Below are 17183 nucleotides of genomic sequence, written 5' to 3'. Positions count from 1 at the left end.
ACGCATAACTGAATAGAGTGCTAGATGCACACAGCATGGTATTCGCAAAGAATACTTAAAATAAATACACCAAAACACAGCATTTAAAAGACATTACCGTTGCGCAGTATAGGGCGATCGCTCAGCTTGTCATGTACTGCGGTATGTATCTCTTTAGAAAGATACATAAGATAAAAAGGACAATAAGCAATGGACTCCGCCGTTATAGATAAACCCCAATCCAAACTTTCCTTATTTTTTCGTTCGCTAGGCCCCGGCATATTAATGGCATCTGCTGCGGTCGGTGGCTCTCACCTCGTGGCATCAACCAAGGCTGGTGCGATTTATGGTTGGCAATTGGCTGCACTGATTCTGCTCGTAAACCTGTTTAAATACCCTTTTTTCCGAGCGGGCGTACAGTACACCATGGGGACAGGGCTGACCTTGGTTGAGGGCTACGCGAAATTAGGTCGGCCTTATCTATGGCTATTTCTATTTCTGAGCGTGGTATCGGCCGTCATCAATACCGCCGCTTTGTTGATGTTTAGCGCTAGCTTGCTGGGCTACTTCATTCCGTTTTCACTATCAATGGCATCACTCAGTATCATTGTGATTGTCACCTGCCTGATTATATTATTTGCTGGCCATTACAAAGCGCTCGATACGCTATCTAAGGTGATCATGTCGGTGTTAACCATCGCGACTTTACTCGCTGTTTCTATCGCCGTTGGTAACCCTGTTGAGCAAGTAGCCAACTTCGAGCCGCCATCACCTTGGTCTATTGCGGCTATTGGTTTTATCGTCGTGACAATGGGGTGGATGCCTGCACCGATTGAGATCTCCTGTTTAACCTCAGCGTGGCTAAAACGCCAATCAAGCCAGCAAGAAGTAACATACCGCTCTGCTCTATTTGACTTTAATGTCGGTTATATTGGCACGGCGTTTCTTGCCATTATCTTTGTATCGCTAGGCTCTTTGATGCTTTATGGATCTGGCGTTGCGCTTGAAAGTTCTGGTGTTGGCTTCTCCCACCAATTGGTTGGCTTATATGCGGCAACGATTGGCGAATGGTCTCGTTACTTGATCGCGGTAATTGCGTTTTTCTGTATCTTTGGCAGCACGATTACCGTTATTGATGGCTATTCGCGCGTTATTTCGGATTCTCAACGCCTACTGCGCTCGCAACCAGACACTAACCCTAAAACCACTTCAGCGATCATGCTGGTAGTCTCCTTACTTGCATTGGGTATTGTGGTTTTCTGGGCTTCTGCGTTATTGCCTATGCTGAACTTTGCGATGATCCTCGCCTTTATGACCACGCCATTCTTTGCTCTGCTAAATTACACCTTAGTGAGCAAAACTGAGTTACCTGAGCCTTTGGCTGTTGGACCTAAACTAAAGTGGTTGTCGATTGCAGGCCTGATTTACTTGTTTGGCTTCTTGGCTGTATTTATCTGGTGGAAGTGGTTGATGTAAATGAGATAGCTATCAGTGATTAATGCATTCCGCATAAAGAAACTAAACCGTAAATAAAGAAAAAGGTCTTCAACTGAAGACCTTTTTTTAATGAGCAATAAATACTTACTTAGTTGTGGCTCACCACAATCAAACGCAGCGAGTCGAGCTGAACCTGAGCTTGGTTGATGTAACCAGTGAGCTCTTTAATTTGTGCGTCGATAGCTTCAATTTCTTCGTCACGAATATTTGGGTTCACCGCTTTCAGTGCTTGCAAACGCTCAAGCTCTGCATTCAAACTGTGCTGCATATCTTGATGAGCTTGTTTGCGTACTTCTTCGACCTTCTCTTCAATAAGAACATCACCGGCTTCAATTAAGCGGTGTACGTCTTTCTGTACCGACGTAACCAACTTGCTACCTAAGTGACGGTTTACAGGGCTGAGCTGGCGGTTAAAGCTTTCAAACTCCACTTGAGCAGACAAATCATTACCACGCGAGTCCATCATTAAACGGATTGGCGTTTTCGGTAAGAAGCGCGCGATACCACTGCGTTTTGGCGCTTGCGCATCTACCGCGTAAATCAACTCAAGAAGAATAGTCCCGACTGGTAACGCTTTGTTTTTCAATAGAGATACCGCAGACGTCCCCACCCCTTCACTCATAAGAAGATCGATACCACCCTGGATCATTGGGTGTTCCCAACTGATAAAGTGCATATCTTCACGAGATAACGCTGTATCACGATCAAACGTGATCGTCGCTCCTTCGTATGGCAGACCTGGGTAGCTTGGCACCATCATGTGCTCAGATGGGGTCACAATCAGGGCGTTTTCACCTTTATCGTCTTGATTCAAGCCAATCGTGTCAAAAAGAGAAAGTGCGAAGGTGACCAGATTGGTATCGCCGTCGGTTGATTCAATTTTCTCAACGATTTGTTGTGCTTTTTCCCCGCCATTTGAATGCATTTCTAATAGGCGATCACGGCCTTGCTCCAATTGGGATTTCAGCTCTTTATTCATTTTTGCTGACGCTTCAATGATCTCATCTAGCGTGCTGGTATCACCAGAGGCAAGAATTTCAATCAGATCATCGGAGTACTTATCGTAAACAGCACGGCCTGTTGGGCAGGTTTCCGCAAAAGCGTTCAGGCCTTCATCGAACCAACGTGCTAGGATCGCTTGCGATGTGCCTTTCAGGTAAGGAACATGAATGTCGATATCGCGATTTTGACCGATACGGTCCAAACGACCAATACGTTGCTCAAGCAAGTCTGGGTTGAATGGCAAGTCGAACATGACAAGTTGGTTGGCAAACTGGAAGTTACGACCTTCAGAGCCGATTTCGCTACAGATAAGAACTTGTGCTCCACCTTCTTCTTGCGCAAAGTAAGCCGCCGCTTTGTCACGTTCAAGAATCGACATACCTTCGTGGAAAACGGTGGCGCGGATACCTTCACGCTCACGCAGTGCTTGCTCCAATTGCAGTGCGGTACTCGCACGAGAAGCAATCACGAGGATTTTCTCGCTGCGCTTCTCTTTTACTTTTTCAAGCAACCAATTCACACGCGAGTCAAACTGCCACCAGCTCGCGTCATCGCCTTCAAATTCTTGGAAAATTTCTTCCGGGTAAAGGTTCTTCATCGCACGTGCTTCAGAACTCATCTTACCGCCAATCATCCCAGCAACACGCATTGATGTAGTGTATTGCGGTGGAATATCCATTGGCATCAGATGCACGTTACGCTTAGGGAAGCCTTTGATGGCCGCGCGCGTGTTACGGAACAGAACACGCCCTGTACCATGACGATCCATCAAGTTATCGATCAGCTCTTGGCGTGCCGACGCTTTAGCTTCTTCGTCCGCTTCACTTTCGATAATGCGGAAAAGTGGTTCTACGTCTTGTTCAGACAACAACTCAGTGATCTGGTTTTTTGCTTCATTAGGTAGCTTTTCACCGGAAAAGAGTGAAGTAATCGCATCTGCTACGGGTGCGTATTGCTCTTCTTCCTCAACGAATGCTTCGTAATCATAGAAGCGGTCTGGATCCAACAAACGCAGACGAGCAAAGTGACTCTCACGACCAAGCTGCTCTGGCGTTGCAGTCAGTAGCAACACACCTGGAGTACGTTCAGCCAAGCCTTCTACCACTTGGTATTCACGGCTCGGTTTATCTTGGCTCCATTCAAGGTGATGCGCTTCATCGACAACCAGTAGGTCCCATTCACCTTCCAGTGCTTGTTCAAAACGCTTGCGGCTCTTGCGTAGGAAATCCAAAGAACACAGCACATATTGCTGAGTATCAAATGGGTTTTCTGCATCCGCAAACGCTTCGATACAGCGCTCTTCGTCAAAGATAGAGAAATGCAGATTGAAACGACGCATCATCTCAACCAGCCATTGATGCTGCAGTGTTTCAGGCACCACAATCAAAATGCGTTCGGCACGACCAGACAGAACTTGTTGGTGGATGATCATGCCCGCTTCGATGGTTTTACCCAAACCTACCTCATCCGCCAACAAGACGCGTGGCGCGTGACGACGGCCAACTTCGTGCGCGATGTAAAGCTGATGAGGGATCAAACCTGCACGCATACCACATAGGCCACGCATTGGGCTCTTATGCTGCTCAAACTGGTTAGTTAGCGCACGGTAACGCAGAACAAAGTTGTCCATACGGTCGATTTGACCGGCGTACAACTTATCTTGAGGTTTGTTAAAACGAATTTGGTTGCTAAGGAAAATCTCACGCAGAACAACAGCGGTTTCTTGCGTGTCTTCACGAGTACCGAAATAGGTGTAAAGACCTTCATCTTCCAGTACTTCTTCTACTTTTAGAGACCAACCTTCTTGGCAATCGATGACATCCCCAACATTAAAGGTGACTCGGGTAACAGGTGCATCGTTACGTGCGTAAACTCGGTTTTCCTCTGACGCTGCAAACATCAATGTCACAGTACGAGCATCCATTGCTACAACGGTACCTAAACCTAAATCGCTTTCCGTATCGCTAATCCAGCGCTGCCCCAAAGCAAATGTCATGAATTGACTACCTCGTTATTAGTTCTTGATTCGTGTTTCTTGTTGGTCTACTCATGCCCGTGGGCATGGATAATAGTTTAGATCTGATTCTGGCTTCTGCTATGCCGATAGCATTCGTCATTTCAGTATGAACTGAGTATTTTTTAAGCCAGCTCAACATGATAAATCGGACGTAGCCTATACGCAGAAAAAGGTCGCTAATCTTACTTGAAGCTGTGATTTAGGTCACGCCGAAACCGCACCAAGCAGAAACTTTTTTTCCCAAACTCTAAATGCAATCAAATTGTAAAATACTCATGCCAATTATTAAGTTGTAGAACGTAAATATTACGTATACTTCTAATGAGGGGCGTTTAAAACCATTGCATATGATTTAAGCGCGTTAGTACACGATTAGGATCAACACGGGTTTGCAGTAAGTTGTCTTGCTACTCGGTTGCACACTAGCCGACATCAGCCCGACAACCTCTATTGCAAGCAATCAGAGTTAGGTCACTTCACACCTATTTGGAAACGACCTAACAACTCGCATGCAGAGCCGTACTACGGCAAGGAGACGCTATGGGCGATACCGATCGGAAACTGTTTGTACTCGATACCAACATTCTTCTTCATGAACCCTTTGCCATCTTCTCTTTCCAAGAACACGATGTCGTTATCCCCATGACCGTGTTGGAAGAACTCGACCGAATCAAAGACAGTAAGCGCGACGTTGCAAGAGATGCGCGCGTGGCTATTCGCACCTTGGAAGATTTGTTTAAAGAAGCAACGCCAGATGAAATCTCTGAAGGCATTCCTGTTTCTAAAGACAACCCCGACCAAGGTACTATTTCCATTTTGGCGGATTTTGAACTGCAGGAAACTGTCAAAGCCTTCGCCGACAAAGCCGGTGACAACCGTATTCTCAACGCGGTGCTTTATCTGCAAAATAAACGTGCACCACGTGAAGTGGTACTGATCACGAAAGACATCAACATGCGTCTGCGAGCCAAAGGGGCTGGTGTACGCTTTGTTGAGGACTATAGAACCGACCAACTGATTGACGACATTCAATACCTAACCAAAGGCTTTCAATTGCGTGAAGGTGATTTCTGGAGCGGTATTGAGGAAGTAGAAAGCTATGCTCTGGGCGGAAAAACTTACCACAAACTCAGTCGCGAACCCTTCGACCCAACCTTTATCAACCAATACGTTATTGATGAAGACAGTGACTTTGCTGGTCGCGTAGAAACCATCAATGAAGACAAGCTAACGCTTCTCGACCTGAGCCGCGAACGTCTAATGCATCGTAAGGCTTGGGACATCACACCTAAAAATATCTACCAGGGAATGGCGTTAGATGCCTTACTCGATCCAGAAATTGACTTGGTGATTCTAACGGGTGCGGCGGGTAGTGGTAAGACATTACTGGCAATGGCAGCAGCATTGGAGCAAACCATTGAAAAAAGCATGTTCGATAAAATTATCGTAACACGTAACACGCCAGATATCGGTGAATCCATCGGCTTCTTACCCGGCTCCGAAGAGGAGAAAATGATGCCGTGGTTAGCGGCGGTGACCGATACCTTGGAAGCACTACATAAACACGATCACTGCACTGAAGGCTCATTGAAGTACATCTGCGATAAAGCCAACATTCAATTTAAATCGATCAACTTTATGCGTGGCCGTTCGATTCAAAATGCGTTTGTACTGCTTGATGAGTGTCAAAACCTCACTGCATCACAAATCAAAACCATCATTACCCGCTGTGGCGAAGGAACCAAAATCGTCTGCTCCGGTAACTTGGCGCAGATTGACTCTCATTACCTCACCCCAGTGACATCAGGATTGACGTACATGGTTGAGCGCTTCAAGAACTTTGAAGGCAGCGCAAATATTCACCTCAACGGCGTGGTTCGTAGCCGCTTGGCGGAATTTGCTGAAGAAAACCTGTAATTGACACCGACTCACAAAGCAAAAGAGCGCTCTAATGAGCGCTCTTTTTATAACGATTCGACTGAGTTACTCCGTGCCACCCACTGTCAGTGAGTCCAGCTTCAAGGTCGGCTGACCAACACCAACTGGCACACTTTGACCTGCTTTACCACATACGCCAACGCCCTTGTCGATACTTAGGTCGTTACCGACCATAGACACTTGCTGCATTGCTTCGATACCTGAGCCAATCAACGTCGCACCTTTAACAGGGCGCGTAATTTTACCGTTTTCAATCAAGTACGCTTCCGATGCAGAGAACACAAACTTACCCGAAGTAATGTCCACCTGGCCGCCACCAAAGTTTGGCGCATACAACCCTTTCTCGACCGTCGAGATAATTTCTTCTGGCGTATGTTCACCTGGAAGCATGTAGGTGTTGGTCATACGAGGCATTGGCAAGTGTGCATACGATTCACGACGACCGTTACCCGTTGGATTTACACCCATTAGCCGCGCGTTTAGCTTGTCTTGCATATAGCCTTTCAGCACACCATTCTCGATAAGCGTGTTGTACTGACCGTTTACCCCTTCATCATCCACATTCAGTGAACCACGAAGGTCTTTTAACGTGCCATCATCGACGATGGTACACAACGAAGACGTCACTTGTTGACCCATTTTGCCAGAGAAAACCGAAGATTCCTTCCGGTTAAAGTCACCTTCTAGGCCATGACCTACCGCTTCGTGTAGCAACACGCCAGGCCAGCCAGAACCCAATACCACTGGCATCATGCCAGCTGGTGCGGCTTCTGCTTCAAGGTTGATTAACGCCATGCGAATCGCTTCGTCTGCGTAATGAAAAGCTTGTTTCACACCATTGCTTTCCGTTAAAAAGAAATCGTAACCGAAACGGCCGCCGCCACCAGCACTACCGCGTTCACGTCGTTCACCTTTTTGTGCGAGCACGCTAATAGACAAACGCACCAAAGGACGAATATCGCCTGCATAAGTACCGTCTGTTGCCGCAACAAGCATCTGCTCATGCACACCGCTGATGCTGATCGAAACTTCTTTAATCAATGGTTCTTTAGTGCGGATGTAAGCATCTAGAGATTTGAGTAATTCTGTTTTTTGCTGCTTTTCCCATTCAGCTAGTGGATTCACAGCCGCGTAGTACGCTTGGTTTTCGGTGCGTTTAAACGCTTGGACTTTGCCATTTTGCCCTTGCTGAGCAATACCGCGCGCCGCCATTGCACTCTGCTTCAGGCCTTCAGGCTGGATTTGATCAGAGTAGGCAAAGCCTGTTTTCTCGCCAGTTACTGCACGGACACCAACACCACAATCAATGTTAAAAGAGCCATCTTTGATGATGCTGTCTTCTAGAACCAGAGACTCATGCCAGCTGGACTGAAAGTAAATGTCCGCATAATCGATCTGGCGCGTCGCAATGCTGGCAAGCGTGTCAGCAATGTCTTGTTCTGTCAGACCATTTGGGGCAAGGAGTGCCTGTTCTATTTGGTTTGTGCTCATAGTTAGCTCTTTTATTTCCGTCTCAATTCATTTTGAAAGCGACTGTGTTGAGTCAGCGGCATATTCTGCCTTACTTGTTGGCTTTGTGACAAATCTATCTCAGTCACCAATAAACCTACTTCATCCTGAAGCTGTTTATGGATACGTCCCCAAGGGTCAACGACCATTGAGTGTCCCCATGTTTTTCGTCCACATGGATGCGTTCCAGTTTGTCCGCTTGCCAAAATCCAACATTGTGTCTCAATCGCTCTAGCTCGCAATAATACTTCCCAGTGAGCTTGCCCCGTCACAGCGGTAAACGCAGCGGGCACCACAATGATATCCGCCCCTTCTTGACGCAATACTTTATAAAGTTCTGGGAAACGTAAATCATAACAAATACTCAATCCAACACTGCCGATATCAGTTTCCGCAACGACTATTTGATTACCCGCCATAAACGTATCCGACTCACGATAACTACCATAACCATCGGCTACGTCGACATCAAACATATGCAGTTTGTCATAGTGAGCAATGCATTTACCGTGCGGCGGAAATACAAGTGTTGTGGTGGTGACACCTTTTGCGGTTTGAATGGGCATGCTTCCGACAATTAGCGTTAACTGGTTCTTTCTAGCGATTTCACAGAGCCGCTGTTGAATCATGCCACTGCCAAGTGGCTCTGCATGTTGATGATAAGCTTCGCGACTGGAAAATAGCACTGTATTTTCAGGAGTAAGAACAAGTTTGGCACCTTGCTTGCTCGCTAAAGCACACTGTTTTTCAATGAAGTCCAAATTCGCGTTAATATCCGGACCCGAAGTCATTTGAATAATGCCAACACGCTCCATGTGTTTCCTCCCTATTCCATTATATTCGGTGAGTTATTTGGCCTGTTCACGCAGTTTTTCTGGCAGCTTATATTCACCTTTACTTCGCGAAATTTCTTTCACCGTTGGTGAATCTAGTGGGCCTTTCACTTCATAATTGACTTGAGTGAAGACCTCAACCACCGGAGATATCACCGTAGAGATGGCCAAGACATACAAAGCAGTTTGAGGCGCAACGGCAAACGCGGTCAGCATTGGTAGGCCTGATGTGATGTCTGGTGTGAATTTCACTTCCGCATCAACCATTCTGCTGTTCATATTAGCGATGCCGCGGATTTGCATTTCCCCTGCTAACGCATCCATTACGATATCATTGGTGATAAACACACCGTCTTGGATTTTGCCCGTTCCCGTGATCGAGTTGAATGCCATGCCTTTATCGAATACGTCGGTAAAGTCGAGCTGCATCTTACGGATGATAGAATCCAAGCTAAACAAGCCTAACAAGCGTGCCGCACCACTAACTTCACTGATCACGCCTTTACCAAATTCCGTTGAGACGTTTCCTTGCAAGGTTTGTGTCTTCATTGACCAAGGTGCGCCGTCCCATTCCATATTGGCATTGATCTCAAATGGTGCTTGTTGAATGCCTGATGTAATACCAAAGCGCTCCATAAGATCGGTGTTGTTATCACCTTTCATTTTCATGGTTAAGTTGGAATGACTGCTCTCTTTCGTCAGGTCCCACCAACCACTCATATCAATGCGGTTTTTGCCGCTACTAAAGGTGATATTTTTCCACTCCAAGCGGTTCTGGCGACGCTGCAAATCAACATTCACTTTGCCCACTTTGTAGCCTTGCAGCCAAAAATCATCAATGTTCAAAGTTAAGTTTGGCATCTCAGCGTGAAACTTGCGGTCAAAATTGGTAATCAAAGGTGCGTTTTGATCTTCACTCGCAAAGATTGAGCTGCGCTCTTTGGTCATCTCTTCAAACCCTGGGATGTACAGATGCAAGTGCTCTAAAGAGACCGATAGATCATAGGGTTTCAGATAGTTAGCTTTCCCTTTAACCTCTTGACTGTCCACATCGAGTTGCCAACTCAAATTTTTCTTGCTTGCTGAAAAATCCACATCATGAAACTCAATCCCACCGAGCTGTAAGTTTGGCGTTTCAACTTCAATGCGTGTCGGCAATGGAATGGTCGGCGTTTTCATGCTTGCCAAAACAGACGATGAAGGCTTGCTCTCAGAGACCTGCGCAAGCTCCGCCCATTGGTCTAAATTCAGTTCTTCGACACGCACCGAAGCATCGTACCCGACAATAGGACTAATCCGGAAGCCACCTTTGCCAACCATTAAATGAGTCGCAGTCAGAACCGGGACATCGCCAGCGATATCTATCTCAGTTTGATACTTCACATTTGGGATCTGTAGTCGTGCTGAAATACTCTCTTGGTTGCCGGATGCTTGCAGTTTCGCTTGCCCAGACTCACCAATTTTTTTCGCTAAAGGATAAGGATATTGACTAGCCAGACGATTTAGCTGCGCCAGCACTTCAAGCTGATAAGTGAAACCAACATCATTGAGTTGCAAGTCAATATCCATTTGCCACGGCGCATGGCCAGAAACAAGGTTTAACCAACGCTCACCGACATAGGGTTTGAGCGGCTCGACATCCCAATCTCCTAGTGTATTAATTGTCACGTTGTAGCCTTGCTCCGCACTCTCTCCATGGAAATCAAGAGAGATAGGCTGTTGTAATAATTCGGCCGACAAACCCGATGTGGTAACCACATCATTGTCGAAGGTGATACGTCCTGTGGCGTTTTCAAGCGTCATTGGCGGCGCTTCAATATCAACACGATTTTCTGTTAAATCGGCATAACCCCAAGCGCGAGAGTCTTTCTCAAAATCAAACGGTATGTTGAGTTGAAACTCAGAGTAAACGGGCCCACTCACTTGCAGCGCTGTCAATGCGGCACCGACTGAATCCACTAATGGCGTCGCCATCATGTAGTCACGGACTTCATTACCCGGCGCGCTTGCTTTCGCTTCAATCTCGATGTGTCCACCTTCTGCCACCTCAGGGATTCGCCCAGTGATACGCTTGGCATGAACGCCATTTAGTGTGGCTGATTTTGAATCCAAATACATGGCATCATTTTCAAACAGCAAGTCTAGCTGCAAATCCGTGATGGTTGGCCATGCCGTATCAAAGCTAAATTTCGCGTCTTTTAATCCAACCCAAGCTTGGAACATGCCATTATGTTCTTTGTAAGGAAAATCACCTAACTCGCCATACCACAACAATTTCGCTGTGTTCACTTTACCGCCCTGAATCGCGGTCGAAAGATAGTCGGTCAAGTCTTGTCCAAGTGCCAGAGTCGGTAGATAGCGCCATGTCTCACCCGCGTTGTAGAGATCCGCTTCGGCATAGAACGATAAAAATGGGCTTTGTTCTTTTGGAAAATCAAGACGGAATGCCCCCAAGACTTGAAGATCAGGCGTTGCTGCCGTCACTTTATCCGCCCACAAACGCCAACCCGCATCATCTTGCTGCCAGATAATATCGACTTCACCTTGTTTGATATTCAGCGGAGCTTGGAATACATCGCCGTACGGAAAGACATCATCAATGACGGTGACTTTTGCTTTAGCTTGATTCACATCCCCCGATACGCTGCCCTGTACGTGATGAAACCCGGGTAGGAGCTCCCATTGTGTCATCGCGAGTTCATCCAGTTCAGCCGAGTAGCGTAAGGTGTCTAAACCACCGTTCATTGACAATCGGACATCTTCGACCCGACCTTTCGGTGCTAGTTTGTTAATAAGGTCACTGGTCGACTCTGACTCTGGAGCCAGCTTGATGAGCGGAATGAGTGCTTCTATGTCGAGTTGAGAGAGATTAAGCATCCAGCCGTTTGGTTGCCAATCAAACGCGACGTCTAGCTCTGGCCAAGGGGTATTATCGGTTCTGATCTGAAGTGAGTGACCATTTACTTTCCAGCCTTGTTTATCTGGTCGAAGATTGAAAATTCCAGACTCAATAAACAGCTCATGATGTCCATCTTCATTCCACACCAACTCGGAAGGCAGCAATTCAACATAAGCATCATGCGGTTGGCTATGTTTGAGCGTTAGCCAAGTATTTAAGCTGACTTTACCCGACTCTGCTCCTGACTCTTCTTGCATGTAAGTGGTCAGCCAAGGTGTGACCGAGACATCTTGAGCACTCACGTAAAACTCACCAGATACATCGCGCAACGAGCCATGATCTTTAAAGTTAGCGCTTACTAACAATGAGTTCAGGCGAACATCGGCAATGCTAACCGTGCCTTCGGCTACGTGACGTTTCCCTTGATTACTCCAACGAAGCTGCTCAATATCTAAACGGCGAGTTTCACCAGACACCGACTTATACCAAATCCGTGAATCGCTAATAGTGAAGTCTTCGAACTGACGTAAAAGAAGTGAGTCGAGTTGGTCAATGAGTTTCACTTCGCTCTTATCCACTTCAGGCTTCGGATCTTGACGATGAGAAGTCGGCAGAATGTCTACCGTGTGAATGTCTAAAGCGAGGTTATGAATGGTAAGGTCTGCAACTACAGGTTTAAGTTGAAAAAGAGATTGAATAAGGTCGAACTCAATTTGGACTTCTTCAACAGCGAAGCGTGCATCTTGCACGTTTGGTAGATTTGCCTCTAAACCCAGTAACGCAATTGAGGGATGATTATTGCGCCACGTCCCTGCGACATTAGCAATAGAAACGTCAAAACCTGTGCCTTGTTTGACCCAGGTTTTGATCTCATCTTGGAAATGGTTAAGTTGCGGCAGTGTGACGCGAAGCGTGGTTACTAATATGGCTAATAACACCAATACAGTAACTAAACTCCACGCACAAAAACGCCCAAAACGGTTAACACCAGAATTCACAAATGTTCCAAATTACATCATTACGACGTCAAACTGTTCCTGAATGTACAGGGGTTCAGCCTGAACTCGCACTTGCTTGCCAATAAATACTTCGAGCTCTGCCAACGCATGAGACTCATCGCCCAATAGCGCTTCAGCAACAAACGGCGATGCGTACACGACAAAATTATCGGCGTCGTAAGCACGGTTCACACGAGTAATCTCGCGTAATATCTCAAAGCATACGGTTTCGACCGTTTTCACGCTGCCACGGCCTTCACAAGTAGGACAGCCAGAACACAAGATATGTTCAATACTTTCTCGTGTGCGCTTGCGCGTCATTTCAACTAAGCCAAGCTGGGTAAAGCCGTTGATGTTGGTTTTTACTCGGTCTTTCGCCAGCGCCGTTTCCAGTGAGGTAAGTACTCGCTGACGATGCTCTTCGGATGCCATATCGATAAAATCAATAATGATGATACCGCCGAGGTTACGTAAACGTAGCTGACGCGCAATAGCTTGCGTTGCCTCTATATTGGTATTGAAGATAGTCTCTTCGAGATTACGACGACCAACAAATGCACCCGTGTTGATGTCGATGGTGGTCATGGCTTCGGTTTGATCGATGATCAAATAGCCGCCCGATTTTAGCTCGACCTTGCGCTCTAAAGAACGCTGAATTTCGTTTTCGGTGTCGTACATGTCAAAGATTGGCTTGTCACCTTCGTAAAGCTCAAGCTTATCTGTTAACTCCGGTACATACTCAGAAGTGAATTCTTTCAGGTTCTCGTATTCAAGGCGGGAGTCGACCATGATCTTATCGAGCTCTGTGCCAACAAAGTCACGCAGAATGCGTTGAGCTAAGCCGAGTTCACCGTAAAGTGTTGAACGCGTTTTGTATTTTGAGCGACGCTCCATGACTTTTAGCCACAAACGCTTTAGAAATGCCGCATCTTGAGATAGCTCTTTTTCATCAGCGCCTTCTGCCGCGGTACGAATGATAAAACCACCGTGCTCATCGCAGTAATGGTTCACCACCTTTTTCAAACGCTCGCGCTCTTTTTCACTTTCAATACGCTGCGAAACACCGACATGGCTGGCCCCCGGCATAAAAACAAGATAACGCGAAGGTAAGGTGATATCCGTCGTTAAACGCGCACCTTTTGTGCCGAGCGGATCTTTGACCACTTGCACAACAATGTCTTGTCCCTGGCGTACCAGCTCAGAGATATCACGGACTTGAAACTGCTGTTTTTCGTTTTCTGCCACACATTCGGTATGAGGAACAATATCTGACGCATGTAAAAACGCCGCTTTATCTAAACCAATGTCGACGAAAGCCGCCTGCATACCTGGTAACACTCGGCTTACTTTGCCTTTGTATATATTGCCCACAATACCGCGACGCGATTCGCGCTCGATATGTATTTCTTGTAGTACTCCACCTTCAATCATGGCCACACGAGTTTCACTCGGGGTCACGTTAAGCAGCAATTCTGCACTCATGTGCACACCTCAAAACAATTATAAAAATTCTTGAATTAGCTGATCGGTTTCGAACAAAGGTAAGCCTACTACAGCGTGATAACTGCCTTCGATTCGGGTGACAAATCGCCCTCCGAGTCCCTGAATACCATAACTTCCAGCTTTATCGCATGGCTCTCCTGACTGCCAATATTGTTCGATTTCTTCGTGAGTCAGTGGTTTGAACCACACGTCAGTGGTAACGACCACTGAATGTTGTTGTTCCGATGATACAACGCTCACCGCAGTCATCACTTGATGACGACGACCCGATAAGTCAGTAAGCATACGCTTTGAATCTTCAAAACTTTTTGGTTTTTCTAGCACACGGTCATCGCATACTACGACCGTATCAGAGCCCAATACAACGGAATCAGGCTTAGCCAACGCTAAGCCTGCCTGAGCTTTTTCCAAAGAAAGACGCAACACGTAATCTCGTGCTTGCTCATGAGCCTGTTTGGCTTCCTCAATATCAGGCAATACGATCTCAAAATCATAACCCAGTTGAGCAAGCAGCTCTTTTCTTCTCGGAGAACCCGATGCGAGAACGAGAGATAAGCTTTTCTTCACCGCTTTACCTTACGTGCCATGCACGACGAACTCGTCGCATTAATAAAAACATCCATGGCCAAAGTATACAGTTTATTGCCGCCGTCCACAGAGATAATGGATTAAATACTACGTCCTGGTTCAAATATTCCCCACAGAATATCAAAACTTCCAATAACGCAGTAAAAAAGGCAATTAAAATCGACTGTTGCCACAATGCCATGTTGCGAATCAACAGGAAATTCAGCGCCACAAGGTAGATAACGATCGACATCATCATGCCACGAATTCCAAGCGTTGAGCCGATCAAGATATCCCACAATAAGCCCAACACTAGCGCAGTTCCGACGTTCACTCGGTGCGGTAGTGCCAACACCCAATAACACGTGACAAGGAACAACCATGACGGACGTAACACATCTAACACACCTGGCCATGGAATGGTTTGCAGTACCAGCGCAACGAAGAAACTGACGCCAATCACCATTCGGCTACTCAATACATTATTGGCCATCGGTTACCTCTTGTTCTTGCTCTAACCCTTCATCTACATTGGACCGCAGTACTTTGTGTTGACGGTCTTCATTCGGCCAAATCAGCAGTAGGTAGCGTAAGCGATCAAACTCCACAACCGGCTCAGCCTTGATTGAGGCGAACTCTTGACGCGTATCGTGATCCACATTGGTAACCGTCGCGACTGGATATCCTTCAGGGTAAATACCACCTAAACCGGATGTCACCAATAAATCACCAACCTGAATATCTGTGCTGGTTGGAATGTGCTCCAGTTGGATTTCATCCATTTCACCATTGCCCGATGCGATCACTCGGATATCATTGCGGATCACCTGGACAGGAATTGCATTTTTCGCGTCCGTTAGCAGCAGAACACGTGCGTTGTGCGCTGCGACAAACGTGACCTGACCAACGATGCCTTTCTCATTGATAACAGGCTGACCAACGTAAACACCATCAATACGGCCTTTATCGATCACCACTTGATGACGATAAGGTGAAGTATCAACCGCCATTACTTCTGTCACGACTTTCTTTTCATCACGGACAAATGAAGATCCTAACAACTTACGTAAGCGTTGGTTTTCTTCTTTATATTGGTCGAGCAAGATAAGCTCGCTTTTCAGGCGTAGCACTTCTCGCTTTAAGCTGCGATTGCCTTCAACCAATGCCTGATGAGAATTAAAACGTTCAAATACGCCATCGAACATACTACGAGGCAAATTCGCTGCGTACTGAATCGGTGCAACCATACTGTTTAGTAGGTATCGAACGTTGGAAAACGTATCTAGACGACTATCGGCCAGCATTAAGCTCGCCGACACGATGACAGCAAAAAACAGACGTAATTGCAGAGACGGACCTCTGCCGAAAATCGGTTTCATCTTGTTTTTGACCTGATTGCTTCCATGATTATTGAGCCTTACTTGGCAACCTAAAAATACTTAACTAAATACTTTTAGGTATGGAGCATGTTTGAATTACAGAGAGAGCAGAAATGAAGGTGAAGCCCGACATGAGCTTCACCTAAACCTTTATTCTTCAGAGAACAGATCGCCACCGTGCATGTCGATCATTTCTAGTGCTTTACCGCCACCACGCGCAACACACGTTAGTGGATCTTCCGCGATAACCACAGGAATACCAGTTTCTTCCATTAGTAGACGGTCTAGGTCTTTAAGTAGTGCACCACCACCGGTTAGTACCATACCGTTTTCAGAAATGTCTGAAGCAAGCTCTGGTGGACACTGTTCTAGTGCAACCATGACTGCTGATACGATGCCAGATAGCGGCTCTTGAAGCGCTTCTAGGATCTCGTTTGAGTTCAAGCTAAAGCTGCGTGGCACACCCTCCGCAAGGTTACGACCGCGAACTTCAATCTCTTGAACTTCATCACCAGGGTAAGCAGAACCGATTTCGTGTTTGATCTTTTCAGCCGTTGCTTCACCAATCAAGCTGCCGTAGTTACGACGTACGTAGTTGATCACCGCTTCATCAAAGCGGTCACCACCGATACGTACAGACGATGAGTAAACCACACCGTTTAGAGAGATAACGGCAACTTCAGTTGTACCACCACCGATATCGACCACCATTGAACCTGTCGGCTCAGATACGCGTAAACCAGCACCAATTGCCGCCGCCATTGGCTCGTCGATTAGGTAAACTTCACGCGCACCAGCACCAAGTGCTGATTCACGAATTGCGCGACGCTCAACTTGGGTAGAACCACAAGGAACACAAACAAGAACACGTGGGCTTGGCTTTAGGATGCTGTTATCGTGCACTTGCTTGATAAAGTGCTGAAGCATTTTTTCGGTTACGTAGAAGTCAGCGATTACGCCGTCTTTCATTGGGCGAATAGCGGAAATGTTGCCAGGTGTACGACCAAGCATCTGTTTTGCTGCGTGACCGACTGCAGCAACGCTTTTTGCAGAACCTACACG

General features: G+C 46.6%; 11 protein-coding genes. 2 read left to right on the top strand and 9 right to left on the bottom strand.

What is annotated here, in order from left to right; translation table 11 throughout:
• Nucleotides 1–189 precede the first annotated feature (189 nt).
• Nucleotides 190–1455, top strand: coding sequence for an NRAMP family divalent metal transporter (locus IQP38_RS10715; RefSeq protein WP_054575321.1), 1266 nt, complete (start codon nucleotides 190–192; stop codon nucleotides 1453–1455).
• Between the two features lie 109 nt (nucleotides 1456–1564).
• Here IQP38_RS10715 and rapA read toward each other — a convergent pair whose 3' ends face one another.
• Nucleotides 1565–4474 carry an RNA polymerase-associated protein RapA gene (gene rapA, locus IQP38_RS10710; protein WP_005381132.1) on the bottom strand — a complete coding sequence of 970 codons (2910 nt, stop codon included), beginning with the start codon at nucleotides 4472–4474 and terminating at the stop codon, nucleotides 1565–1567.
• Nucleotides 4475–5035: 561 nt separating this feature from the next.
• On the opposite strand from rapA, the gene IQP38_RS10705 reads away from it, so the two are divergent.
• On the top strand, nucleotides 5036–6412 hold the full coding sequence (locus IQP38_RS10705) for a PhoH family protein (RefSeq protein WP_005381133.1): 1377 nt from the start codon (nucleotides 5036–5038) through the stop codon (nucleotides 6410–6412).
• A gap of 66 nt (nucleotides 6413–6478) precedes the next feature.
• On the opposite strand, the gene tldD is transcribed toward IQP38_RS10705, so the two are convergent.
• The 8 genes from tldD to IQP38_RS10665 form a co-directional block, all read right to left on the bottom strand.
• Nucleotides 6479–7924, bottom strand: a complete 1446-nt coding sequence (tldD, locus tag IQP38_RS10700) for a metalloprotease TldD (RefSeq protein WP_005381134.1) — start codon at nucleotides 7922–7924, stop codon at nucleotides 6479–6481.
• 11 nt (nucleotides 7925–7935) lie between these two features.
• Entirely contained in the window at nucleotides 7936–8757 is an 822-nt protein-coding gene (locus IQP38_RS10695; RefSeq protein WP_005381136.1) for a carbon-nitrogen hydrolase family protein, read from the bottom strand.
• Nucleotides 8758–8790: 33 nt separating this feature from the next.
• Nucleotides 8791–12672 (bottom strand): YhdP family protein, encoded by a 3882-nt coding sequence (locus tag IQP38_RS10690; RefSeq protein ID WP_193837567.1) that lies wholly within the window; start codon nucleotides 12670–12672, stop codon nucleotides 8791–8793.
• 12 nt (nucleotides 12673–12684) lie between these two features.
• Nucleotides 12685–14154, bottom strand: a complete 1470-nt coding sequence (gene rng / locus IQP38_RS10685; RefSeq protein ID WP_005381138.1) for a ribonuclease G — start codon at nucleotides 14152–14154, stop codon at nucleotides 12685–12687.
• A gap of 18 nt (nucleotides 14155–14172) precedes the next feature.
• On the bottom strand, nucleotides 14173–14742 hold the full coding sequence (locus tag IQP38_RS10680; protein ID WP_005381139.1) for a Maf family protein: 570 nt from the start codon (nucleotides 14740–14742) through the stop codon (nucleotides 14173–14175).
• Nucleotides 14743–14746: 4 nt separating this feature from the next.
• On the bottom strand, nucleotides 14747–15235 hold the full coding sequence (mreD, locus tag IQP38_RS10675; RefSeq protein ID WP_005381141.1) for a rod shape-determining protein MreD: 489 nt from the start codon (nucleotides 15233–15235) through the stop codon (nucleotides 14747–14749).
• Entirely contained in the window at nucleotides 15225–16121 is an 897-nt protein-coding gene (gene mreC, locus IQP38_RS10670) for a rod shape-determining protein MreC (protein ID WP_005381142.1), read from the bottom strand. Before mreC ends, mreD begins: the two co-directional genes overlap by 11 nt.
• A gap of 150 nt (nucleotides 16122–16271) precedes the next feature.
• A partial coding sequence (locus IQP38_RS10665) for a rod shape-determining protein (protein WP_228010041.1) occupies nucleotides 16272–17183 on the bottom strand: 912 nt, incomplete at its 5' end.

Source organism: Vibrio sp. OPT41 (genome assembly GCF_015163595.1).
Lineage (GTDB): Bacteria > Pseudomonadota > Gammaproteobacteria > Enterobacterales > Vibrionaceae > Vibrio > Vibrio alginolyticus.
This window is presented reverse-complemented; position numbering and strand designations above follow the sequence as displayed.